Below are 22,573 nucleotides of genomic sequence, written 5' to 3' on the forward strand. Positions count from 1 at the left end.
GGCGAGAGAATTTACCGAGGGGTAAATTACTTACTGATAATATCCGCGCATGGCAACGCCTCGATCGAAGGCCGGCACCAAGGGCGTCCCCCGGGAGGTGCGTCGGCAGCAGATGCTGGAGGCCGCCACGGAGGAGTTCGCACACCGCGGCTACGCCGCCGCCTCCCTGGCCGTCGTCGCGGAACGCGTCGGGGTCACCAAGACCCTGCTCCACCAGTACTTCGGCACCAAGGAGGACCTGTACGTCGCCTGCCTGACCCCCATCGGGGACGAGCTTCTCGCCACGATGCGTACGGCCGGGGGCGAGGCGGGCACGACCCCCGGCACGCCCCTGCGGGTGCTCCGCGCCCTCTTCGTCGCACTGGAGGGGCGCCGGGAGGCGTGGTTCGTGCTCTACGACCGCACCCTGCCGCCCGGCGGGGAGGCCGCCCGGGCGGCGGGCGCGTACTGGGCCGCCGTCGACGCCCTCGCGACCGACGGCACCGCCGCACTGCTGCGCGCCTCCGGCTCCGCCGACCCCCTGGACGCGGACGTGCTCCGCCACGTCTGGACGGATCTGGTCGGCACCCTCGTCCGCTGGTGGGTCAAGCATCCCGAGGAGACACCCGAGGCCATGGCCCGGCGCTGCACGCGCCTCTTCGCCGTGGCCGCGGCCCTCGCGGCCGATCCGCCGGCCATGGACTGATCCGGCGCCGCACCGACGTCCGTTGGTACGGCTCCGGCTACGGCACGTGCGGCGACCACGTCACCGGGAGCGGCTGAGCTGGTCCCGCATCCAGGCGGGGTCGGGGTTGGTGTAGGGACGGCCGGCGATGACGACGGTCGGCACCGTCTCGTTGCCGTCGTTGACCGCCCTCACCTCCGCCGCGCCTGCCGCGTCACGCCAGATGTTCACCCAGTGCAGCTTCCGGGCGCCGCGCCCCAACCGCATGCGCAGGCGCATGCAGAACGGGCAGCCGGGCCTCCAGTAGACGATCGGCCGCCCGTCCTCCGCGCTGCGGCGCTGCGCCTCCGCGGCGCTGACCGACCTCGGGAAGAGCACGGGAGAGTTCGTCGCGGCCAGCAGCAGGAACACCGCGAGCAGCGCCACCGCCTCCCCGGGCCGATCCTTGCGCAGGAGCCCGGTCGCGACGGCCGAACCACAGAGCACGAGCAGTACCGGCACAGCCCACACACGCATCATGCGACGCAGCGTATCGGCCCGCCGGAACTCACCTTCGGGACGGTCCCCTCCCCCGTCGCAGCCGGATCGGAGAGGGATCGCCCTACGGGCCCCGCAGGAGGCGCCGACGATGTCCGGCGGTTCCCGCGGGACCTCATGACGCCTCTGCCGCCTGCCGCTCCGCGCTCGCGCGGACGGCCGCTCCGGTTGCCGGTCCCCCCTCGGTGGGTGAGCGTGGACAGAGGGTCCGGCTCCGGACCCGACCTCATCGATCGTCCCCTTTCTCAGGAGGAGCCATGGCGCACGCCGAGCAGGACCCGAACCAGCAGGAAGGTCCGGCGGACGGCGGCGCCGTCGGTACGCCCGGCGTCCACGACGGCGGCGCCGACGGAGGCGCGGACAGCGGAGCCGAAGGCCCCGCGGACGGCGGCGCGGCCGGCAAGCCCGGCGTGCACGACGGCGGTGCCGACGGGGGCGCGGACAGCGGCGCCGACGGTGGAGGCGATGGTGGCGCGGACGGAGGTGCGGACGGAGGTGCTGACAGCGGCGCCGAGGGGCCGGCCGACGGTGGCGCGGCCGGTCAGCCCGGCGTGCACGACGGCGGAGCCGATGGCGGTGCCGACGGTGGTGCCGACGGTGGTGCCGGAAGCACCGGCGGCGGCGTTTGAGCACCGTCCCCACGACGCTTCGGGACACGGCCGCTGATTCCGGCGGCCGTGTCCTGGAGTCGCGTCTGATCGGCATCGGACGCGAGGAGTTCGCCCGGGACGTCTGGGGGCGCGCCCCCCTGCTGACCCGCGGCGCCGGTGACTTCTCCGATCTGTTCTCGGCCTCCGCGGTGGACGAGCTGGTCTCCCGGCGCGGGCTGCGCACCCCGTTCCTTCGCGTCGCGAAGGGCGGCTCGACGGCCCCCGAGTCCTCGTACACGTCCCCCGGCGGAGTCGGCGCGACCGTGTCGGACCAGTTGGACGACACGGCGCTGTGGCGGAGCTTCGCCGACGGCAGCACGCTGGTCCTCCAGGCACTGCAGCGCACCTGGCAGCCGGTCATGGAGTTCGCCTCCCGGCTCGGTGCGGAACTCGGCCACCCCGTGCAGGCCAACGCCTACGTCACCCCGCCGCAGAACCGCGGCTTCGACGACCACTACGACGTGCACGACGTCTTCGTCCTCCAGGTCACCGGCGCCAAGCGCTGGATCGTCCACGAGCCGGTGCACCCCGACCCGCTGCGGGACCAGCCGTGGACCGCGCACCGCGCCGCGGTCGCCGAGGCGGCGCTCGGAGAGCCGTCCATCGACACGGTGCTCGAACCCGGCGACGTCCTCTACCTGCCGCGCGGCTGGCTGCACGCCGCCGAGGCACAGGGCGAGGTGTCGATCCATCTGACGCTCGGCGTCCACACGTGGACGCGGCACGCCCTGGCGGAGCAACTCGCCCAGGCCGCACTGGCGTTGCTACGGGACGACCCGGAGATGCGCCGGTCCCTCCCCCTCGGCGTCGAAGGCCCGGACGAGGCACTCGCCTTCGTACGGAGGCGTCTCGCCGCCGCGCTCGACGAGGCCGACCCCACTCCCCTGTTCCACGAGACCCGCCGCGGCCAGGCGCGCCCGGCGCCCTTGGGACCACTGGCGCAGCTCGACGTTCTGCGGAGCCTCGCGCCCGACACCCCGGTCCGGCTTCGGGAGGCGCTGGACGCGAGGCTGCGGGGTCGGCGCCTCGCCACCCGTGTCGGGTGGCTCGACTTCCCGGAGACGGACCTCACGTCCGTACTGCGGATCCTCGACGGGGGCACCCACCCCGCCGGCGCCCTCGGTCTCCCGTTCGTCGAGCGGCTTCTCCGCGCCGGCGTCCTGGTGCCCGCCGCGTCATGAGACGGGCCCGATGACGACGCCGGCGCGGTTCTTCTGCGCCGACGCGGCTCGTCTGCGGGGCGACCCGCTCGCGGGCACGGCGCCGTACGGCTCGTCCTGGGTCCTCATCGAGTACCGGGCGGGCTGGCCGTCGAACGGCTTCGACGGCCTCGGCATCGAGCCCGAGGTGAAGGCACGGGTGCTCGCGGCGGCGCGGGCGGAACGGGCCCGCGTACTGCTGATCAGACGGCACGGACGCGGCCGGACGGACGTGCCCCCGCGGTGGGCCGTGCTCCGGTACGACCGGGACGGCGCGCACCGGCAGGTGTGGGGCACCTGGCACCACGACAGGGACCTGGGGGGCGTCGTCGCCGCGCTGGAAGGACCCGGTGAGCCGGGCCACCCTCCCGTCGTCCTCGTCTGCACCCACGGCCCCCACGATCCCTGCTGCGCCGTCCGGGGCCGTCCGGTGGCGGGTGCGTTGAGCGAGGTCTGGCCGCGGCTGGTGTGGGAGTGCACGCACGTGGGGGGCGACCGGTTCGCCGCCAACGTCCTCGTCGCGCCCGACGGTGTCTACTACGGCGGTCTCGACGCCCGTTCGGCGGTCGCGGTGGTCGAGGAGCACCTGGCGGACCGCATCCGCCCCGACCACCTGCGCGGCTACACCGACCTGGTCCCGCCCCAGCAGGCCGCCCTGTCCGCGGTGCTCCACCACACGGGTCCGTCGGGGCGGCACGACTACGTGATCGAGGAGACGGTCCGGGACGAGGACCGCTGGCGGATCCACGTCGCCGGCCGGCTCGCCGGATTGTCCGCCTTCGAGGTCGAGATCCGGGCGCACCGGGCGCCGCCGCACCGGCTGACCTGCCGCGGTGCCTCCCTCGGCTCGGCGGTGTACTACGAGGTCACGTCGCTCCGCCCCGGCTGAATCACTCGTCCCGCGCGGCCCGCTCCGGGTCCGGGCAGGCCTCGTCCGTCCACGCCCGGGTGTCCCGGGGCGCGACGTAGGGCTCCTCGTCCCGGGGGTGGCCTCCGGCGATGGCGCGCTGACGGCTCATCTCGGCGTCGAACTCCAGGCCCAGGAGGATGGCCAGATTGGTGATCCACAGCCAGACGAGGAAGACGATCACGCCTGCCACGGTGCCGTACGTCTTGTTGTACGAGCCGAAGTTCGCCACGTAGAAGGCGAAGCCGGCCGAGGCGATCATCCACAGGACGAGCGCGAGGAAGCTGCCGGGGCTGATCCACTGGAAGCCGCGACCCTTCGTGTTCGGTGCGGCCCAGTACAGCAGGGCGATCATCGCCGTGACGAGCAGCACCAGGACCGGCCACTTCGCGATCGACCACACCGTCATCGTCGTGGCGCCGATCCCGAGGAAGTCGCCTGCCTGCCGTGCCAGACCGCCGGTGAAGACGACGATCAGCGCACTGGCGACGAGCAGGAGCATGAGTGCGATCGTCAGGCCGAAGCGCAGGGGGAGGACCTTCCACACGGGTCGGCCCTCCGGCATGTCGTAGACGGCGTTCGACGCCCGGATGAACGCGCCGATGTACCCCGAGGCCGACCAGACCGCGAGGACCAGCCCGACGAGTGCCGTGACGGATCCCAGACCGCTGTTCCCCCGGAGCTGCTCCACCGCGTCGGTGATCACGTCCCGCGCGGGGCCGGGTGCGAGCCTCCGAAGGTTGTCCAGGACCTCCTGGGTGACCGATTCGCCCGCGATTCCCAGGAGGCTCACGAGGGCGAGGAGGGCCGGGAAGATCGCCAGGACGCCGTAGTAGGTGAGGGCCGCCGCACGGTCGGTCAGCTCGTCCTTCGTGAACTCCTTGACGACGCCCCGCAGTACGCCCTTCCAGGACTCCCCGGCCAACTGCGAGGGCCTGTCGGGCACCCGCTCGGTGACCTGCTCGGACGGCCCCGTTGGGGCGCAGTCTTCGGTGGCGGTCCGTGGCTGCCCCGGCTCGGGCTTCGTCGTTGGCGTCATGGTCTGCGGATTACCGCCGAAGGTCGTTCCATGCCGCCCGAGAAGAGCGCGGGTCCGGTGAGGGTGTCGCGATGTCCGACGAGGACGGCCGTTCCGGCTTCGCCGGGAGACGGGCCGGCCTGGTGCCAGCCCGCCGTCATCGGCCTGCTCAGCGGTGGGGCGCCCAGCCGCCCGTGTCCGTCGAGGCGGAGCGCCGTGACGGGCGCCTCGATGAACAGGGCGGGAACGGCGACCTTCACGGGCTTCGAGCGTGACAGCGGCTGGTGCGCGGCCGGCCGGGCGGGCGGGGTGCCGCCGCCCGCGGCATCGTCCGCGCGGACGGCGACGGCCGGGGGGCCGAGTTCCTCGGACGAGTCCGAGCAGGCCGACACGAGGCCCGCCAGTGACGCGAACGTCACCGAGAGGGTCATCGTGAGCCGGCACGCTCGACTCGGCCCCCGCCGCCGTGTGCGTCGGCGGTGCTGACTAGGCCTTGTTGCGGGCACGGCGTACCGCGGACCGGCGGGCCACGACCAGCGCCGCGACGCCCACCGCACCGGCGGTCAGCGCGGCGGCGGTGCCGAAGGACGACTCCTCCTCGGCGCTGAGCGTCTCCAGGTCCGGGACACCGCCGCCGCCGGCCGGGACGGCACCCGACGGCTGCTGGTAGCCGGAACCGGAGTTGCTGCCGGAGCCGGAGTCGCCGTTGGATCCGGCGTTGATCTCCCCGGCGGGGCTGCCGCTCGGGCGGGCCGGGCGGTTCGGGCCGCCCTGGCCGGCGGCGCGGCCGTCACAGTCGATCTTGAAGCTGCGGTTCTTGGGGCCGGACGGGACCGTCCACACGAGCTGGTACGTGCCCTCCGGCAGGAGGTAGCGCTCGCTGCGGGCCGCGCCGTTCACGAGCGGCAGCGTGCTGACGAGCGTGTCGCCCGGCGGCACGGTCGGCGGCTGCTCGGTGATCGTCCAGGGCACCGCCGGGAAGGACTCGAAGTTGCTCGCGACGAGGGTGAAGGCACAGACCTCGACACCGTTCTGGCCACGCGAATGCCAGCCGGCGGAACGGACGTTGAGGTCGCCGCTGTCGCCGGGGGCGGCGTAGGCGGCCGGAGCGCCGACGAGGGCGACGCCGGCGATCGCGGTCGCGGCGGCCACGGTGGCACCGGCGCGGATGCCGGTCTGACGCAGGGTGCTGGACAGAGTCACGAGGAACTCCTTCTAGGCGAGATGATTTTCATACTGGTGAGACGCCGCTCATCAGATGACACCGGACGGCGAATTCACGGGAGGCCGCCGCGCGAATCGCGGGGAACCACCTGACTGGCGCACAAGACGTCGAGTCAGGCCCCTCGCACCGAGGATTCAGGCCGTTGTTCCGGGAGTCGAGCAGCCGGCCGCGGAGGCATCCGAGCAGGTGACGAGCGTGGAGCGGGAGCGGGGTCCGCGCCCGGTACGACGATCGGAGACCTCCGCACCGACCCGTTCGGATCCCCCACCACCGCTTCGGCGGACGGCATTGCGGTGACTCTTCCGGCATCCGCCTGAATCGCGACGAAAGTCCTAGCCAGTGCTCGTTTCCCCGTGATGCGCTCCGCGACGTGAACACACGTACCAGACTCGCTCTCGCGAGCGCCTTCGTGACCGCCCTGGCCGTCGCCGTACCGACGGCGACGGCCGCTCACCCCGACCGGCCACGGCCTGGACGTCGAACTCGTCCGCGCCGGCCACACCCTGCCCCTGCTCCTGGACACCGCCCACAGCGTCCACCTCATCGACGCATTCGGTGCCCTGCTCGGCATCGGCCCCCGCACCCACCTCACCCCGCACCGCCTGCACCTGCACCCGGGCGAAAGCCTGGTCCTCTACACCGACGGCACCACCGAAGCCCGCCGCCACGACGGCGAACTCTTCGGCGAGGAACGCCTCACCGACGCCGTAGCCGGCGCGCCGAACCGACCCACCGCCCAGACAGTGATCGACACCATCAACGAGGCCGTGCACGTCTTCACCGGCAGCCAAGACATCGACGACGACCAGGCCATCCTCGTCCTGACCGCCACTGAGGCTCCCTGAGGCCAGCCGCTCGCCGTACAACCTCCGGACGGGCCGGCCGGGCTCCACGACGGCGGAGCTGCTCGCCACCCGGACCGGGCAGCTCGGCATGCTGCCCGGCCTGTGGCCCTCGGCGGTGTTGCCTCCGACCTTGAGGCCACCTCTCCGGCTAGCCCGGCCGTGTGGTGTGCGAGGTGAGAGCGTCCCCACCACGGGCACCTGCCGGTTGTCCGATCATGAACCGGATTCTGGAATCCGCGGCGGCCGTCCCGGTCGCCCTGGTCCTGCTGACCGCCGGCGCCGCCCAGGCCTCCGTCGCCTCCTACAAGCACGCCGCACGCGAGCGTGGCCGCCTCCGAAGAGGACGAGGTGCCCGCCGCGGGCATCATGGTCAGGTGGTTCGGACAGGGACGACTGAGGGGTAGATCCGCAGCTCAGGAAGACCTCACCGCGGAGGTGGAGGCCGGACTGCGGCACGTCGCGTGCGGTGCCGAACCCCCGCGTAACAGCCTGTCCCGTAGGCGAGCAGGCCTTCGTCGACGGGCCGGGCGTCACGCGCCGGTGAGTCTGTCGAGGTCGGGGGCGTAGACGGTCATCCAGTGCGGGTTCAGCCGGTAGTAGACGACCTCGCGGTTCCAGTCGAAGGCGTCGTCGCCGTAGAAGTCCTGCAGGTAGGTGCGGAGTTCCTGCCAGTCGGCCGTGGTCTCGGCGTCCTCGGGGTTCATCTCCTCCACCGTGCCGTGCGTGAACACGCCGAGGTCCTCGCCGCGCAGGTGCGCGACGCTGGCGGCCGGGCGGGCGGCGAGGTGACGGGCCTTGGCGGCCTTGCGCGCCGTGCCGAAGTGCCACCGGCCGTGCAGGAAGTGCCCGTCGGCTCCGCTGATCCGCGGTTCGCCCTTCGCGGTCACCGTGGAGAGGGCGAGCGTGCACATGCCGGTGAGTACCCCGGTGAGCTGCGCCGCCGTGATGGTGCGGCCCTCGACGATCGAGCGGAGGTGTGCGGTCGAGCCGGAGAGGGAGGAGCTGAGGAGGGACTGAAGCTTGTCGAGTTCTTCTGGGGTTTCGCGCATACGTCCATCGTCGGTCGTAATCCGGACATCCTCTGTCGCCATTGACGAAGCAGCGATGAGTGCGATGAACACGCCGGCGCTGCGACGGCCCGCATGCCCAGGCGCGGTGGGCGGCCCACCTGTCATGCGAGGGTCGCCGTGTCCCGGGCGGCGGTCTGCTCGAACGGCTGTACGGCCGTACTCGGCGGGGGGAGCAGGCGACGGCTCGGCAGTACCGCGAGAGCGGCCTGCCGGGGGTGCCTTCCCGGAAAACGGTGATACGCAGACCCCGGCGCCGCCACGATGGGGGCATGACTGGAGAAGGTGTGGGGCCGGGGGAGTGGCCGATCGTCGTGCGTGTTCCGGTGGAGCCGGTGGAGGCGGCGATCGAGGCCGACGCCGTTCAGGCGGCGCTATCGCACCGGGCTCTGGCTGTGCGGGGGCCGCTGTTCGGTGTCGCCGCGCAGGCCGAGGAGGACGACTGGCGGTGGCGGGTCGTCGTCGAGGTGACCCACGGCTGCCCGCAGCAGGCACGGGACAGCCTGAACTCCCTGCTGTGGTTCCGCGCGAAGGACGAGGCGAAGAGCACGGAGGAACGACGTGCTCTGCTGGCGGCGGTCGCCCGTCTGGAGAAGGAGCGCGTCGACGAACTCACCGTGCTCGATACCCGCTACCGGGTCGTGCGGGCTGAGGAGTACGCGGGCCTCGACGCGCGGGGCGACGTCGAGATGCCCAGGCCCACCGATCCCGAACCGCTCACCCCCGACTGGAGCCGCGGTGCCGGCGCTCAGGGCCCGAGGATCGATGCCGGGCTCGTACTGGACCCCGGCGCACCGCTGTCCCCGAGCCAGGCCGCCGAGCGCTTGACCATGCGCTCACTGGTCTACAGCGGGAGCCGGTTCCCCGCCCCGGTGCTGGCCGACTCCGCCCACGCCGTGGAGACCCACCCCGACGTCCTGCTCATGCCCACCGCATTCCTGGTCGTCGAACGGTCCGGCGTCGACGACACCTGGACACCGGCCAGCGGCCTGCTGGTCACCGCCCACGACGCCCGGCGAACGCTGGACTTCTCGCTGGTCTGGTGGGGGCCGCGCCACCGGGGCCTGATCCCGTTCGACGCCGAGATGGAGACCGACGCCCGCACTCTGGTGGCCGACAGCGACCCGCCGGCGCCGGAACTCGCCCTCCTCGTCGAGGCCGCCGACCGACTGCGTACCGGTCACGTCAACCAGGTCCAGGCAGCAGGCACCCTCTACCAGATCGCCCGCTCGCGGCGTCTGCTGCGCTGGGGACCGGACGGACCGGAAGGCCCCCGCCCGTCCGACATCAACACGCACGCTCCTGAAGCCCTGCACCCCCGACTCGACGAGGACGGCACCGTCCACTACGACACCGCGGAAAGCGACCCCGCCCCCTAGTAGTAGATGCCGTAGGAGAGGTAGTGGTCGTACATGCGCTGGCGTGTGGCCAGGGGCTTCGTCCAGCTGCCGGTGCCGCGGTAGAGGTGGGGGTGGGCCTGTCCGTCCACTGCCATGAGGTCGCCGCGGCCGTCGCGGTCCTGATCGCCGACGCCGATGATCTGCGTGAATTCCTGCCAGCCGGCACCGATGCGGGTGCGTGAGGCGAATGTTCCGTCTCCCTTGCCGAGGTAGAGCCACAGCACGCCGTCGCGATCACGGGCGACGAGATCGCCGGCGGGGGCGCCCGCGAGGTTCCCGACCGCCGCGATCTTGTCGTACGTGTTCCAGCCGCCGCCGACACGGGTGGGCGCGGTGAACGGCGTACCGGCCTTTCCGGTGCCCTTGTACAGCCACAGAACGCCGCTGTTGTCGGTGGCGACCAGGTCGGTGCGTCCGTCGCCGGTGAGATCGGAGGCGGAGGTGATCTGGTCGTAGGCGTTCCAGCCGCCGCCCACTCTGACCCGGTGGGCCAGGCCGGCGCCATTGCCCTGGTGGAGCCAGAGGACGCCGGTGCGGTCGCGGGTCAGGATGTCGGCGTCGGCCGTGCCGCCGACGTCCGCCGTGGGGACGATCCGGTCGTACACGTTCCAGCCGGTACCCAGCACGGTGCTGGAGGTGGAGCGGGCGATCCAGTCGGTGGCGGCGCCGACGACGGTGTTGCGCGCGAACGTGCCGTTCACGGAGAGACTCAGGACGTCGGGGAGCCCGTTGTCGTCGAAGTCATGGCTGACGGCGGCGCGTTGTACGCGGAAGGCGCCGGTCTGTTCCAGGTTCGGTCCGATGCCGTTGCCCGGTCTGGCGGTCAGCTGCCAGGTCCAGGCCCCGTTGGGGACCGGCACATCATCGTCGAACTCGCCGTTCCAGATCTCCTTCGTGGCGCCCGCGGAGGAGTAGAGGTTCAGGCGGACGGTCCGACCGCTCGCCACATGGGTGAGGAGGGCGGTCGCGGAGGCGTTCGTACTGCTGAGACGCCAGGAGAGGGTCGGCCAGTTCGGCTTGTCGAAGTCCAGGACGGCCGGGACGTCGCTGCCCAGCAGCGTCAGCGCGGTGGACCGGCCGGTGCTCGCCACCTGATGCGCCACCGGCACGCCGTCCGCCCCCTGGGCGATCCAGTACATCCCCTCGCCCCCGGTGAGGGTGCCGCCCTGCACGAGCACGGTGCCGTCCGGGCCCGTCACGGACCGCGTGTAGGCGTCGAGGACCTTGACGGACCTCCCGTCCGTCAGGGAGCGCGCGGTGACGGCGTACAGGGGGTTTCGGCCGGCGTACGGGGCGTCGTGTCCGGCCTGGCCGTAGAGCACCCACCCGCCGAGCAGCTCGACCCGCACGTTCTCCGCCTTGGTCAGGGGGATGCGCAGGGGGTCGGCTGTCGATCCGCGGCGGGTCACGACGACGGTGGCGGTGGTGTTCGTGGGCCGCTCGACCCAGGCCAGATGCGTGGGCGAGAGAGCGACGTCGCCAACGGGGTGGGAGGACGTCACCTCCTCCACCACCGCGCGCCGGAGCACGTCGACGACGACGAGGCGGGTGCCGCCCCCCTCGGTCGCGGCGGGATCGGTGTACGTCACGACGGCGCTGCCGGCGGTCAGATCGTCGACGGACGTGATGTCCGCGCCGGCGGGTATCCCCGCGATCACCTCGTCCCTGAGCCCGTCGTCCGTCTTGCTGACCACGTGCAGGGAATCGCCGCCGGCCGGGTCGGTGCGCTGCACGAAGACCGAGGACGGCCCGACGGCCCGCCCCCGCTGGAAGCCCTCGCCGAGCGTGGCGATGTCCAGGACCACGGGCGGGGCGCCCGTGGCCATGTCGAAGACGGTGTGGGTCGCCCCCGTCGCCGCCTCGGTGAGGAGGTCGGTTCCCGCGGTCTGCAGGAACCCGACCTGGGTCGGCAGTTCCCTCGTGGAGCCGTCCGCGTACCGCGTCCAGACGTACGTGACCGGCAGGCGGTCCCCGTGCGTGCTCAGGAAGCCCGACGGTCCGGCCCCCGCCAGGCGGCTGCCGTCCTTGAGGAGGGGCGGTTCCTGCATTGTCCCGGCAGGCGCGCTCACCGGGAGGCCGGCGGCGAGGGCAGGGGGTGTCAGGGCCCCGGCCGTCACGGCGAGGACGACGGTGACGGCCGCGCTCAGAACACGCGGTGCACTGCCTCTGTAGTGCTTCACGGGTCGATGCTCTCCCAAGGTCTCAAGGAGGCAAGCCGGAGAGAGGCCGGAGACCACGTCCGAGGAACCTCGCCCCTGGCTTCGGAGACGCAGCAGTTCCACGCCTCACCCACAGGACTCTCGAAAGCGCAGGAGGGTTGTACGGGAGTTGTACGGGAGAACGACCACAGGCAACCAGTGCGACAAGCGTGCCTGCGGAGACGCCGGCATGTGCGCGACCCCGGCGGGCGGCCACGGACACCTGCTTGCCGCGGTCGGATGCGGCGACGGCCCGGCTCCCCGTGTGGGGCCGGGCCGTCGAGAGCGCTGAGGTCAACCGGTCCTGCAGAAGACCGACTTGACCGGCCCACGAGGAGGCCCCCGCCGCTTCCGTACCTGTGATGTCCGGGCGCCGGGGGCCTCGGGGGATGCCAGGGGGCGTCAGCCCGGGATCGGCATGGTGAGGGGGCTGGTCTGCGGTGCCGATTCGGTGCCGTCGGCGGCCACGGCGGTGACCAGGTAGAAGTAGTACCGCAGCGGCGTCAGGGGGCCGAGGTCCGTGTACATCGGTTCCGTGAGGCCCGAGGCGATGCGGTTCGCAGGGGCGAAGACGCCCGAGTGGGACATGGACCGGTACACGTTGTACGAGACGGTCATGCCCTGGTCGCACGTTCCCGGCTCCCAGGCGATCCGGACGGCGGGGCCGGCGTCGACGGCGGTCCCGGTGATGCGGGGAGTGGGCGGTGCGGTCAGGACCGGGCAGGGGACGAAGGCCTCGGCCATCGGCGAGTAGTCGGACCACTTGCCCTGGGTGCTGACTGCCCGGACCACGTAGCGCCAGGTCCTGCCCCCGGGCGGGTTCGCGTCGGTGAAGGTCGTCCCGGTGAGGAGGGGGGAGATGTCGTAGGCCTGCGCGGGGTCCGTACCGGTCGTGCGGTACACGTAGTAGCCGGACAGGTCGGTCGCCGTGCTCGCGGTCCACTCCAGCCTGACCTTGCCGTCGTCCATGGTGGCGGTCAGCGAGGCTGGTGCGTCCGGGACCGGATGGACCGGCAGGCGCTTGCCGTAGACGGTGTTGTAGCCGGGCTCGGGCAGCCGGGAGACGTTGCCGGCCTCGTCGACGGCGAGGACGGTGTAGCCGTACTGCACGCCTTCCGGGGTACTGGTGTCCACGTACCCGTCGCCCCACACGCCGGCGATCTGCTCCCAACCGGCCAGCGACTGCTTGCGCATCACGACGTAGTGGTTCGTGTCGTCGCCGGTGTTGGGCGTCCAGGACAGGTGCACCCCGTCCGTGTCGCTGTACGCCCTCAGGTCGCGCGGCACGGACGGGGCGGTGGTGTCGCGGACGCGGGTGGCCGAGACCGTCGCCGAGGGGTCCGACTCCGTGCCGAGCGGCGTGACCGTCCGGACCTGGTAGTGGCGCACCTGGCCGGCGACGGCCGTGACGTCGTCGTACGGGGCGTTGGGGGCCGGGCTCTCGGTCAGGCGGGTCCACGGGCCGGTGGCCGCGTCGGCGGCGTAGACGTGGAACCGGTGGGACGCGTCAGCGGTGTACGTCCAGCCGGCCGCCGGCGGAGACGCCGGTCGGTGCCAGGGGCTTGGCCTCGGGCACGTCGAGCCGCACCGGCGCGGAGTACGCGGAGGTGTTGGCCGCGGCGTCGCGGGCGCGCACACGGTAGTAGTAGGTCGTGGCCGGGGCGATGCTCGGGTCCGTCGTCTCGGTGCCGGTCGTGGGCACCCCGAGGGAGGCGTACGGGCCCGCGGACGCGAGGGACCGCTGCAGCTCGTAGGCGCTCGCCCCGCTCACCGAGGACCAGGAGATCCGGGCGCCGGCGCCGTAGCGATCGTGCGTGGCCTTGAGGCCGCTGGGCATGCCGGGAGGCGTCTTGTCGGCACTGACGACCCTGGCCAGGGCGGACAGCGGGGACAGGTTGCCGGAGCGGTCGAGGGCGCGGAGCGCGTACTCGTACGTGGCACCGTTGGCCGGCGGCGTGTCGGTGTACGTGGCGCCGGTGAGCGTGGTGCCGTTCAGCTGGCTCCAGGTGCCGGTGCTGCCCGTACGGCGGTAGAGGCGGTAGCCGGACAGGTCCATCTCGTAGTTGCGCGACCAGCTCAGCGTCGACTTGAGGGTGGACGCCGTGTAGGCGGCCTTGAGGCCGGCCGGGGCCAGGGGCGTGACCCTGTCGTACGCCGCGCCGATGACCGGGGCATAGCCGAAGGAGACGTTGGCGGTGCCGGTGAAGGCGGCGAAGTCCACGCGCAGGGTGTGGTTCCCGCGGGGCACGGTCAGCCGGAGTGTCTTCTTCTGCGTCGAGGTGACATCGCGCCACAGGTCGATCTTGCGTACGCCGTCGAGGTAGACGCGGGCGCCGTCCTGGACGGCGAGGTTGAGGTCGAAGGGGCCGCCGGAACCGAAGTTGCGCGTGGTGCTCCAGCGGACGCCGAAGCGGTCCCTCGGCAGCGTGACGCCGGCGGGGTCACCGAGGCCGTAGTTCTCGGCGATGGAGGTATCGCACACGGCGCCCTTCGGGGTGCCCGTGAGGGTGGTGTTGGCGAAGTACTCGGCTTTCCACACGCCGGACGCGCAGGTCACGGCGGCCTGGGCTGTGCCGGGAAAGACGAGCCCGGTGAGGGCGGTGGCGAGGGAGAGCATGGCGGCACCGGCGGTGCGGCGTGCCACGCCGAGGGATATGCGCATCTGCTGGCGGTCACACTTTCGATCGAAGGCGGTGCGGAGATGACTCGTGTCGAGCTGATCGTGTCATTTCGCGCCCTCCTTCGAGAAGCGGGTTGTTCGGAAGCCAGTCGTCCGCATTGGCCCTGGTGGCACGGGACTTGGGTGAGGGTCGGGGAGATGTCTGACGCTGGGTGGACCAGGGTTCCGGACACGCGGCGGAGGGGGGACTTGCCTGACGCGCTGTGCGTCCCGCGGCGGGCGGGCTCGTGCGGGCAAGGGCGCCGAAGGCCGTGAGGGCGGCGTTGGTGGATCTGGTCGACGGCATCCACCAGCGCCGGTGATCCTGGTGAACTGCTCTAGCCGTGTTCCGGCTGGTCGTCGATGCTGAGTGCTCCGGCGAGGTCGAGGTCGGCGACGGTGCCGTGTGCCCCGGCGCGGACGAGGAGCACTGCTCCGAGCGCGGTGCTCCAGAACGTCCTGGTCTCCACGCTGAGCGGTCGGCGGGTCTGCCAGCCGCGGCTGTCGATGATCTGGCCCACGAAGCGTTCGGACTGCCGGAACAGCAGCTGGAGGTGCCGGTCGACCACGGGGGCGAGCTCCGGCTTGGAGATCCCGCCGGCGAGTGCCCGCGCGACCGAGGGGAGCGAGGGCATCGCCAGGACCGCGCGGGCGATGTTGCGTCGGAACGCCGCCGCGTCGGCCGCCTGGCGGCCGATGCGCTCGACACGGCGAGCGTCGTGCAGCAAGGCCAGAAAGGCGGCGTGCACGAGCAGCGAGTCCTTGGAGCCGAAGTAGTAGGTGACCTGGTTGGGGAAGGCACCTGCCGCGTCCGCGATCTCCGCGACGCTGACCTCGGCGCCGGGCCGCTCACGACAGAGCCCTGCGGCCGCCTCGATGAGCCGGCGCCTCGTAGCGCGACCTCGGTCCCGCGACGGAGCCGGTGCCGAACGTGCTTCGGTTCGCTTCTTCTCCACACCTTCATTGTATGTGATACAACAAAGCCTGTTCGCTTGTATCGCATACAAGAAAGGTCTCGGCATGCACCGGACTGAAGTCGTCGTCACCGGACTCGGCGCGATCACCCCACTCGGTCAAGACGTGGAATCCACGTGGAACGCCCTGCTTGCCGGCGAGTCCGGCATCCGCGGCGATGCCCTGCCAAGCCACCACGGCACCGGCCTCCCCGAGGTCATCGCGGGCACCATGGCGATCGACCCCGCCGCCCTCCTCCCTCCCGTGCGGGCCAGGCGCCTCGACCGCTCACAGCAGGCGGCCCTCGTGGCGGCGGCCGAGGCCTGGGCGGATGCCGGCACTCCGCAGGTGGATCCCGACCGGCTCGCATCAGCGATCGGTACCGGCATCGGGGGTGTGAGGACGCTGCTCAAGGAGGACGACGTACTGGAGACGGCGGGGACCCGGCGTGTCTCGCCGCGCACGGTCCCGATGCTCATGCCCAACGCGGCGGCAGCGCTGATCAGTATCGAATACGGCGCGCGGGCCGGGGTCTACACGCCGGTCTCGGCGTGCTCCTCCGGCGCCGAGGCGATCGCCCTGGGCGCCAGGCTCATCCGCTCGGGCGAGGCCGATGTCGTCATCGCGGGCGGCACCGAGGCCGCGATCACCCCGATCACCGTCGCCGGCTTCGTCCAGGCGCAGGCCCTGTCGCGCCACACCGCCGAACCCGCCTCAGCCTCCCGGCCGTTCGCCGCGGACCGCACCGGATTCGTCCTCAGCGAGGGCGCCGCCGTCGTCGTACTCGAAAGCGCCGAACACGCCACCGCCCGAGGCGCACGTGTCCACGCGGTGCTCGCGGGCGCCGGCATCGCCGCCGACGCCCACCACATCACGGCCCCCGCCACCGACGGCTCCGGCCAGATCTCCGCCATGCGCAAAGCCCTCACGCAAGCCCGCATGGCCCCCGAACACATCAGCCACATCAACGCCCACGCCACCGGGACCCCCGTCGGCGACATCGCCGAGGCACACGCGATCAGGGAAGTCTTCGGCCGCGCCACCGTCACCGCACCCAAAGCAGCCCTCGGTCATCTCTTCGGCGCCGCCGGCGCCGTCGAAGCGCTCATCGCCGTCCTCAGCGTGAAGCACCATGTCATCCCGCCCACCCGCAACCTCACCACCGCAGGCCTCGACCCCGACATCGACCTCGACGTCGTCGGAGACCGACGAGACGTCCACCAAGAGGCGGTACTCAGCAACTCCTTCGGCTTCGGCGGGCAGAACGTCTCCCTCGTCGTCACCGGCGCACGGCACCACAGGTCGCGAACCGCCTCAGCCACCCCGTGACCCACCCGAAGGCGTGCGGCCGACCACCACACCGCGCCCCTCCATCGAGCGGGCCTTCGCCTACCGCCTGGGTGGTTCCGCAGCCGGGCCGGTTCCTCCCTTCCGAATCCACCCGGAGTGCCCCGTGGCAGCCATGGAGACCCGTGCGGATTCCATGACCACCGCCGAATCGAGGACCACCACGGCAACCGCGGGCCGCCACCGTACGACGGTCTCGTGACGACGGCGGCCGTGCGGGACGGCGAAGCCAGGGTCAAGGGCCCGCCCCGCAAGTAAGGCCAGATGGGAGCTTGTCCCGCACAACGCGCTCAACAACGCGGTCCCGAGCGCGGGCGCGGCTATTCTCGGCGAAGCGGTCGCCGTCCCGCGCATCCTCCGAACACCCCCGTGCGCCCGCAGACAGCCTTCGCGACCTGACGCGTCCAGTCCCTTCACGACCCACCAGGCGCACCCCCCAGGTATCGGCACGACGACGGGAGCCCTACGTGACCCTGATGACCGCAGCCCGACTGCCGGGACGGACCTGGACGGTCCGCCTCACCGGCCATACCGACCGCACCGTCTCCGTCACCTGCAGCACCGCCGCGTGCCGCATGCCGCCCCGCTCCAAGGACGCCGCCGGCATGCGCCGGTTCGCGGCGGAGCACGCCACAGCCCACGGGCGCCTCGCGGCCACCCGGCCCAACGCCGCCTGCACCTGCGGCAGCGCGCAGTGCGCCCTCCACGAAACACCCGTCCACTGCGCCGGGACCAGCCTGCTGGTCCTCATCCACAACCCCGCCATCGGACAGGTCTGGACCCTGACGGAGATCTGCCAGGCCTGCGCCCGCGACATCCACCACATCACCATCCTGTCCACGGCCAAGCCCGCACCCGCCACCGCCGCGGCGCCCGCCACGAACCAGTCGGCGCCGCGCGCCGCGGTACCCGGCGGCTTCTCCTCACCCCAGGCCGCACCGGACCCCGAGCCGCGCCCGCGCCGACCACACCGCCAGCGCCGCTCCCACGGGTGAAGCTCGCCCGGGCCGGCCGGGAGCCGGGCCGGACGCCTACCTCGCCCACGCCTGTGCTCCGTCTTCTACGGGCCCGCGTCCATGCGTGGTCGCGGATCGACCCAATGTGTCCTGCAGGATGCCTGGGGCGGTGTGGTCGATCTCCCCATGGTGGGACATGATGCGAACGTCGCAGGCCATACGGCGTGTGGCGGACAGGCGCCCTGTTCGGTCCGTTACGCCGTTGCTGGTCATGGTCTCCTCAACTCCGCCTAGGCTTGCGGTGTGGGACGCGTGCGCGGACGACCGCGCCCCGCCTACGTGACCCCCCGGATGCACCCGGACGGCTCCATGGACGGCTTGTCGCACGTTAAGGATCACCTGTGCGGGTAGCCGCGTCACGTGGACGGGAAAGAGGACGAAACCAGTGGAATCCCACACCGACGGTGAAATGGAAGACCAGCCTCCCCCCGACGGCTGTCTGGTGCGCGCGGGCTACGCCCTCGACGGAGGCGGAGGCTGCATCGCAGCCGCCCGCGCACACGTCGCCGTCTTCCTGGACCGCGCCCGCACCGAGCACCGTCTGCCGGTGTCGCAGCGGACACGGGATCTGGCTCAGCTGATCGTCAGCGAACTGGTCACCAACGCCCACAAGTACGCACCCGGACCCGTGCTGATGGAACTGCGTGTCAGCGCCGGCTGGGTGGACATCGTGGTGTGGGACAGCGATCCGGCCGTACCCGCCGCCCGGGCTGCCGATCCGGGGCGAGTCGGCCAGCACGGCATGGAGATCATCAAGGCGGTCGCGGCGGAGCTGTTCATCGAACAGGAGGCCATCGGCAAGCGCATCACTGCCCGCCTGGCCCTGACCGAAAGCCCCAGCCTGGCGCAACCATGAGACGACACCAGCCGCAGCTCGTTCCGAACGACCCGCTCGTCTCGCCACTTCCTCCACCCGCACCCGACGTCCGGGTTCGCGTCCGTGCCGGGCGGGGGAGTACGCCTCACCTGTGAGAAAGCGGGGTGCGCACGCCGCGCACTGGCCGGATCCTTGTCCTGTGGCAACCGTTGTGGCCTGTTCACTGTTTGGCGTGCGCGGGCGAGTGTGGGACGCTCCAAGGACAAGAGACCGGCTGCCCGTCACGAGGGCGGCCTTTGGGATGTGGGAGTTGCCCCCACTCCGGGCACCCGAATCCCGCCATCGTCGTCCACCCCCTACTTCCCAGACGGGGGTGCCTCGTCTGTGGGCTCATCAACCCCCGAAAGGGGGCGCGCCCAGCATGAACGTCACCACCATGATCACCAGCACCACTGCTCGCCTCACCCCGCACGGGGAGATCGACTTCGACACCCTGCCCCCGCTGTACTCGGCGGTGGACCGGCTGCCCACGCACGTCACCGACCTGGTGTGGGAACTGGAGTATCTGACCTTCACCGACGTCGCCGGCCTCCAACTGCTGTTCGGTACGGCGCCCCACGGCCACCCGCGCTACCGGACGACCGTGACGAACCTGCGCGACCAGCCCCTGCAGCTGCTACTCATCGCCGCTGACCTGTTCCCCGCCGCCTTCGACGTCTCCCGCCTGATCCCCTGCACGCCTGCCGGCCTCACCGGCCTCAGGACCTAGCTCGGCGCCCGGGAGCCGAAGGCACCTCGATCCCGCTGCCCCGAACGCTCCCCGCACCCGCTGGAGAAGACCGGCCACGTGCCGGGTCCGCACGGTGGGCCGAACGCCGCTCCGCGCCCCGCCGGCCGCATGCCGGACCCGCCCTGTCACGTGAAGGTCGAGACGGCCGGCGGCGATCGCGAGACTCATCAGCGGACCCACCCGGTCGCCCCGGTCTGCCGGCGCCCGGTCGTGGGTCACGACCACGAGGCGCTCTCCCCTGACGAGATCGGCGAACAGCGTTTCCTTCGCCTGCATCGCGTTCCCCCCTTGGTCACTGCTTCGTTTGTGGGGTCGACCCTATGGCCCCCCGCCGGGGAGGTGCGGCGCTCGGAGGGGCGGGCGTGCGTCGGCAGGCCGGAAACCGGCCACGCTATATCCCGCGTTGATCGTTTGCCTATCCCCGTGCCCTTTCATCGAGTCCGGGGGTGTGAAGCCCCTCGACCGACCGCCAGTGATCCAGGGGACAGGAGCCGACGCATGCGTCCGCGATGGAGAGACGACGACCGGCCTCATGAGGAGGCCGCGCCACGGGGCGCCGCGGACGGCGACGCCCACGTCGAACCGCCGGCCAGGGGGGCGGGGGACGGACCGGTCCCGGACGGGCGGCTGCTGCTCGCCGGCGAGGACCAGGTGCTCCGGGCGCTCGCCGGGGCCGCGACGCGGGCCGGGTGCCGCGACGTCCGGGTCCGCCGGACGGGCGGGGGCGACGCGGAGGCGCCCGGCACCACGGAGTGGACGGCGGGGGAGACGCTCAGCGCCGCCGACGCCGTGCTCCACGTCGCGCGGTCGACGGCCGAGTTGGCCGCCACGGCCGACCGGTGCGCCGACGCCGGAGCGTGGCTGGGGCAGGTGCTGGTCCACGGCGACGAACTGTGGACCGGCCCCCTCGGTCCCGCGGACCGCACCGCGGCGGCCTCGGCCTGGCGGCGCCTGCGCGGTCTTTCACCGGGGGTTCGGTCGGCCGCGCCGTCGGGAACCGCGCCGGTCGACCCCGGCGCCGTGCTCGCCCCGGGGCGAGCCGAGTGGATCGCCGACCTGTTCCTGGGCGCCTGGCTGGGCCGCGGCGGCACGGGGGCGGCGGGCACCGTCGCGGGCGCCGGAGCCACGGCAGGCCAGGGATTCCCCGGGGCGGGCACAGCGGGCGGCGCCGAGACTCCGGGAGCGGGAGGATCCGGGGCCTCGGACGCGGAGACCGTCGGGGGGCCGGGGGACGACAGAGGCTCCTGCCTCATACGGACCGACCTGCGGACGTCGTCCGGTGGCCGGCACCCCGTGGTGCCGTTCCCCCGGCCCGGTCGATCGGCCACCCGTGCGGGCACCGAGACGGGGGCGCGTGCCGCGTTCCTCGGGCGGATCGGCGGTGCGCCCGCCGAGCCCGCACGGCTGCTGGAGCGGATCGACGCGGTCGCGGACGCCAGGACCGGGCTCCTCGGCCCGGTCCCGGAGGCCACGCCGGGGCCGACCGGCCTGTGGGGGTGTGCGGTCGAGGTGCCCGACCCGTTCGGCCCGCCGTCCGCCGACGGGCCGGGCGTCACCGTGTGGGGTCACGGACGGGACGCCCACAGCGCCCGCCTCGCGGCGCTGCTCGACGCGCTCGCCGCGTACGGGTCCCTGGCCGCCGCCCCGGACGCCCGGGGCGGTCGTGAGGTCTGGGGCCTCGACCTCGTCACCGACCGGCTGCGCCGGGTCTTCGCCGCCGAGGCGTATCCGGCCCCGGCGCCGGGCACGCCGTACCGGCTGCCGACGGGCGTGGCGGCCGGGCTCACCTGGGCGGCCGCGGTGGAGGCCGCGCTGATCACGCACTGCGAGGCGTTGGTGGTCCACCGGCTCGCCCAGCCGGGCATACGCGTCCCCCGGCTCGCGCTTCCGGACCACGCGGGCCCCGCCGCCCTCCGCGCGCTGCGCGCGGCGGGTGAGCCGGTGGTCCACGACCTGACCGCGCTGGTCCCCGTGCCGGCCTGCGCGGTCCGGCTCGGGGACGACACCGTCGTCGCCGTCGCCGCGACGTGGGACGAGGCCCTCGCGGCCGCCGCCGAACGAGCCCTGCTCGCCGGGGAGAAGGGCCTTCCGTCCACCGGCTCGGGCCCCTCCGTCCCGACCGTCCCCTCCGTCACGCCGGACAGGGAGACGGCCGGCGGGCGGCTCCCGGTGGAGGACGGCGCGTCAGGGCGGGCGGGGCTCGTCGAGGTGCTCCGGGCCCGGGGACGCACGCCCGTCGCGGTCCTGCTCGACCACGATCCGCAGGCCGTCCGTCTCCTCCCGTATCTCGTCCATGTGATGCTGCTGGACGGCTGACGTCCCCTCATGCCCGGTTCGTGCCCGCTGCCGGGCACGGGTCGGGAGACATTCCAGGTTCCGCTTGCCTGCAGGCCATGTAATGATCGCGGGGCTGACGCCTGGCGTCAGGTCACTGTGCGACGGGGGTCGCGTAGCCGCGAGTGCAGAAGGCAGGATCCATGGGGGGGTCGATTCGGTTCCGCGTGCTGGGAGCCGTGTCCGTGTACCGGGACGAGAAACCGATCACCATCGGGTCTCCGCAGCAGCAGGCCCTGCTCGTGGCGCTGCTGCTGCGCTGCGGCAGGGTCGCCTCCACCCAGGAACTGATCACCTCGGTCTGGGGCGAGGAGTCCCCGGGCTCGGCGCTGGCGAGCCTGCGCACCTACGTGTGGCGGCTGCGCATGCTCCTGGAGGAGGACTCTGCCGCGCCCCGGCTGCTGCTCTCCCAGCCCGACGGCTACCGCTTGGTGGCGCCGCCGCTCTCGGTCGACCTGCATCGTGCCGAGCAGCTCGCCGCCGACGCCGGGCGTGCCCGGGCCGGGGGCGACGACGAGGCCCGCGGACGGCTGCTGGCCGAGGCGCTCGGCCTCTGGCAGGGCGCGCCGCTGGCCGGCGTGCCCGGCCCGTACGCCGAGCAGCAACGGGCCCGCTTCACGGAGCTGCGGATCGGGCTGGAGGAGGAACGTTTCGCGCACGAGCTGGAGGCGGGCCGGCACGGCGCGGTCATTCCCGATCTCACCGTGTTCACCCAGCAGAACCCGCTCCAGGAACGACCGTACGGCTTCCTCATGCGCGCCCTGTACGCCTCCGGACGGCAGGCGGACGCGCTGGCGGTCTACGCGCGTGCCCGGCGCGTCCTCGCCGAGGAGCTCGGCGTCGACCCCGGCCCCGAACTGGCCGCGCTGCACGAGCGGGTCCTCGCGGGCGACCCGCTCCTCGACGTATCGGTCCGTGGCACCCGGCCGGCCACGGACCGATACGT

20 protein-coding genes and 1 pseudogene are annotated in these 22,573 nt (G+C 72.6%); 12 read left to right on the forward strand and 9 right to left on the reverse strand.

What is annotated here, in order from left to right; translation table 11 throughout:
• Positions 1 to 49 precede the first annotated feature (49 nt).
• Positions 50 to 685, forward strand: a complete 636-nt coding sequence (locus tag EAO70_RS34655; RefSeq protein ID WP_148006789.1) for a TetR/AcrR family transcriptional regulator — start codon at positions 50 to 52, stop codon at positions 683 to 685.
• Positions 686 to 745: 60 nt separating this feature from the next.
• Here the strand turns inward: EAO70_RS34655 and EAO70_RS34660 are convergent, their stop codons facing one another.
• Positions 746 to 1,183 (reverse strand): glutaredoxin domain-containing protein, encoded by a 438-nt coding sequence (locus tag EAO70_RS34660; RefSeq protein ID WP_148006790.1) that lies wholly within the window; start codon positions 1,181 to 1,183, stop codon positions 746 to 748.
• A gap of 275 nt (positions 1,184 to 1,458) precedes the next feature.
• On the opposite strand from EAO70_RS34660, the gene EAO70_RS40140 reads away from it, so the two are divergent.
• The 3 genes from EAO70_RS40140 to EAO70_RS34675 are packed head-to-tail and all read left to right on the forward strand — an operon-like array spanning position 1,459 to position 3,939.
• Positions 1,459 to 1,830: a BatC protein gene (locus tag EAO70_RS40140; RefSeq protein ID WP_148006791.1), complete on the forward strand. Its 372-nt coding sequence runs from the start codon at positions 1,459 to 1,461 to the stop codon at positions 1,828 to 1,830.
• Positions 1,827 to 3,032: a cupin domain-containing protein gene (locus EAO70_RS34670; protein WP_148006792.1), complete on the forward strand. Its 1,206-nt coding sequence runs from the start codon at positions 1,827 to 1,829 to the stop codon at positions 3,030 to 3,032. The genes EAO70_RS40140 and EAO70_RS34670 overlap by 4 nt, the downstream gene beginning before the upstream one ends.
• Before the next feature lie 10 nt (positions 3,033 to 3,042).
• A complete protein-coding gene (locus EAO70_RS34675) occupies positions 3,043 to 3,939 on the forward strand; it encodes a sucrase ferredoxin (RefSeq protein WP_148006793.1) in 897 nt (298 codons plus the stop codon).
• 1 nt (position 3,940) lies between these two features.
• Here EAO70_RS34675 and EAO70_RS34680 read toward each other — a convergent pair whose 3' ends face one another.
• The 3 genes and pseudogenes from EAO70_RS34680 to EAO70_RS34690 form a co-directional block, all read right to left on the reverse strand.
• Positions 3,941 to 4,996: a YihY/virulence factor BrkB family protein gene (locus EAO70_RS34680; protein WP_148006794.1), complete on the reverse strand. Its 1,056-nt coding sequence runs from the start codon at positions 4,994 to 4,996 to the stop codon at positions 3,941 to 3,943.
• A 41-nt stretch (positions 4,997 to 5,037) separates the two neighbouring features.
• Positions 5,038 to 5,406: pseudogene (locus EAO70_RS34685) on the reverse strand (class F sortase); the annotation flags it as partial.
• Positions 5,407 to 5,461: 55 nt separating this feature from the next.
• Entirely contained in the window at positions 5,462 to 6,178 is a 717-nt protein-coding gene (locus EAO70_RS34690; RefSeq protein WP_148006796.1) for a hypothetical protein, read from the reverse strand.
• Between the two features lie 537 nt (positions 6,179 to 6,715).
• On the opposite strand from EAO70_RS34690, the gene EAO70_RS34695 reads away from it, so the two are divergent.
• Positions 6,716 to 7,045: a PP2C family protein-serine/threonine phosphatase gene (locus EAO70_RS34695; protein WP_261993197.1), complete on the forward strand. Its 330-nt coding sequence runs from the start codon at positions 6,716 to 6,718 to the stop codon at positions 7,043 to 7,045.
• A 530-nt stretch (positions 7,046 to 7,575) separates the two neighbouring features.
• Here EAO70_RS34695 and EAO70_RS34700 read toward each other — a convergent pair.
• The gene (locus EAO70_RS34700; protein ID WP_148006797.1) at positions 7,576 to 8,094 is read right to left on the reverse strand and encodes a pyridoxamine 5'-phosphate oxidase family protein; all 519 of its coding nucleotides are present in this window, start codon (positions 8,092 to 8,094) and stop codon (positions 7,576 to 7,578) included.
• A gap of 290 nt (positions 8,095 to 8,384) precedes the next feature.
• Between EAO70_RS34700 and EAO70_RS34705 the strand changes: the two genes are divergently transcribed.
• A complete protein-coding gene (locus tag EAO70_RS34705; protein WP_187284162.1) occupies positions 8,385 to 9,491 on the forward strand; it encodes a DUF5954 family protein in 1,107 nt (368 codons plus the stop codon).
• On the opposite strand, the gene EAO70_RS34710 is transcribed toward EAO70_RS34705, so the two are convergent.
• The 4 genes from EAO70_RS34710 to EAO70_RS34725 form a co-directional block, all read right to left on the reverse strand.
• Positions 9,488 to 11,692, reverse strand: coding sequence for a VCBS repeat-containing protein (locus EAO70_RS34710; RefSeq protein ID WP_148006798.1), 2,205 nt, complete (start codon positions 11,690 to 11,692; stop codon positions 9,488 to 9,490). The genes EAO70_RS34705 and EAO70_RS34710 overlap by 4 nt on opposite strands.
• A gap of 420 nt (positions 11,693 to 12,112) precedes the next feature.
• Entirely contained in the window at positions 12,113 to 13,099 is a 987-nt protein-coding gene (locus tag EAO70_RS34715) for a fibronectin type III domain-containing protein (protein ID WP_148006799.1), read from the reverse strand.
• A gap of 118 nt (positions 13,100 to 13,217) precedes the next feature.
• Complete coding sequence (locus tag EAO70_RS34720) at positions 13,218 to 14,372, reverse strand: fibronectin type III domain-containing protein (protein ID WP_148006800.1); 1,155 nt, start codon at positions 14,370 to 14,372, stop codon at positions 13,218 to 13,220.
• A 335-nt stretch (positions 14,373 to 14,707) separates the two neighbouring features.
• Complete coding sequence (locus EAO70_RS34725; RefSeq protein ID WP_148006801.1) at positions 14,708 to 15,325, reverse strand: TetR/AcrR family transcriptional regulator C-terminal domain-containing protein; 618 nt, start codon at positions 15,323 to 15,325, stop codon at positions 14,708 to 14,710.
• Between the two features lie 64 nt (positions 15,326 to 15,389).
• On the opposite strand from EAO70_RS34725, the gene EAO70_RS34730 reads away from it, so the two are divergent.
• The 6 genes from EAO70_RS34730 to EAO70_RS38305 all read left to right on the forward strand — a co-directional run.
• Positions 15,390 to 16,652 (forward strand): beta-ketoacyl-[acyl-carrier-protein] synthase family protein, encoded by a 1,263-nt coding sequence (locus EAO70_RS34730; protein ID WP_148006802.1) that lies wholly within the window; start codon positions 15,390 to 15,392, stop codon positions 16,650 to 16,652.
• 494 nt (positions 16,653 to 17,146) lie between these two features.
• Entirely contained in the window at positions 17,147 to 17,665 is a 519-nt protein-coding gene (locus tag EAO70_RS34735; RefSeq protein ID WP_187284163.1) for a hypothetical protein, read from the forward strand.
• 406 nt (positions 17,666 to 18,071) lie between these two features.
• Positions 18,072 to 18,542 (forward strand): ATP-binding protein, encoded by a 471-nt coding sequence (locus tag EAO70_RS34740; protein ID WP_410091592.1) that lies wholly within the window; start codon positions 18,072 to 18,074, stop codon positions 18,540 to 18,542.
• Between the two features lie 382 nt (positions 18,543 to 18,924).
• Positions 18,925 to 19,272, forward strand: a complete 348-nt coding sequence (locus tag EAO70_RS34745) for a lipid asymmetry maintenance protein MlaB (RefSeq protein WP_148006803.1) — start codon at positions 18,925 to 18,927, stop codon at positions 19,270 to 19,272.
• A gap of 519 nt (positions 19,273 to 19,791) precedes the next feature.
• On the forward strand, positions 19,792 to 21,609 hold the full coding sequence (locus tag EAO70_RS34750; protein WP_148006804.1) for a hypothetical protein: 1,818 nt from the start codon (positions 19,792 to 19,794) through the stop codon (positions 21,607 to 21,609).
• A 161-nt stretch (positions 21,610 to 21,770) separates the two neighbouring features.
• A partial coding sequence (locus tag EAO70_RS38305; RefSeq protein ID WP_187284164.1) for an AfsR/SARP family transcriptional regulator occupies positions 21,771 to 22,573 on the forward strand: 803 nt, incomplete at its 3' end.

Source organism: Streptomyces sp. adm13(2018), assembly GCF_008042145.1.
In the GTDB taxonomy this organism is placed as follows: domain Bacteria; phylum Actinomycetota; class Actinomycetes; order Streptomycetales; family Streptomycetaceae; genus Streptomyces.

Bases quoted from the DNA above. Each gene is read 5' to 3' on its own strand.
- EAO70_RS34705 (WP_187284162.1), top strand. From the start codon at position 8,385: ATGACTGGAGAAGGTGTGGGGCCGGGGGAGTGGCCGATCGTCGTGCGT.
- EAO70_RS34745 (WP_148006803.1), top strand. From the start codon at position 18,925: ATGAACGTCACCACCATGATCACCAGCACCACTGCTCGCCTCACCCCG.
- EAO70_RS34750 (WP_148006804.1), top strand. From the start codon at position 19,792: ATGCGTCCGCGATGGAGAGACGACGACCGGCCTCATGAGGAGGCCGCG.
- EAO70_RS34655 (WP_148006789.1), top strand. From the start codon at position 50: ATGGCAACGCCTCGATCGAAGGCCGGCACCAAGGGCGTCCCCCGGGAG.
- EAO70_RS34680 (WP_148006794.1), bottom strand. From the start codon at position 4,996: ATGACGCCAACGACGAAGCCCGAGCCGGGGCAGCCACGGACCGCCACC.
- EAO70_RS34735 (WP_187284163.1), top strand. From the start codon at position 17,147: ATGACCGCAGCCCGACTGCCGGGACGGACCTGGACGGTCCGCCTCACC.
- EAO70_RS34730 (WP_148006802.1), top strand. From the start codon at position 15,390: ATGCACCGGACTGAAGTCGTCGTCACCGGACTCGGCGCGATCACCCCA.
- EAO70_RS34675 (WP_148006793.1), top strand. From the start codon at position 3,043: ATGACGACGCCGGCGCGGTTCTTCTGCGCCGACGCGGCTCGTCTGCGG.
- EAO70_RS34660 (WP_148006790.1), bottom strand. From the start codon at position 1,183: ATGATGCGTGTGTGGGCTGTGCCGGTACTGCTCGTGCTCTGTGGTTCG.
- EAO70_RS34720 (WP_148006800.1), bottom strand. From the start codon at position 14,372: ATGCGCATATCCCTCGGCGTGGCACGCCGCACCGCCGGTGCCGCCATG.
- EAO70_RS40140 (WP_148006791.1), top strand. From the start codon at position 1,459: ATGGCGCACGCCGAGCAGGACCCGAACCAGCAGGAAGGTCCGGCGGAC.
- EAO70_RS34700 (WP_148006797.1), bottom strand. From the start codon at position 8,094: ATGCGCGAAACCCCAGAAGAACTCGACAAGCTTCAGTCCCTCCTCAGC.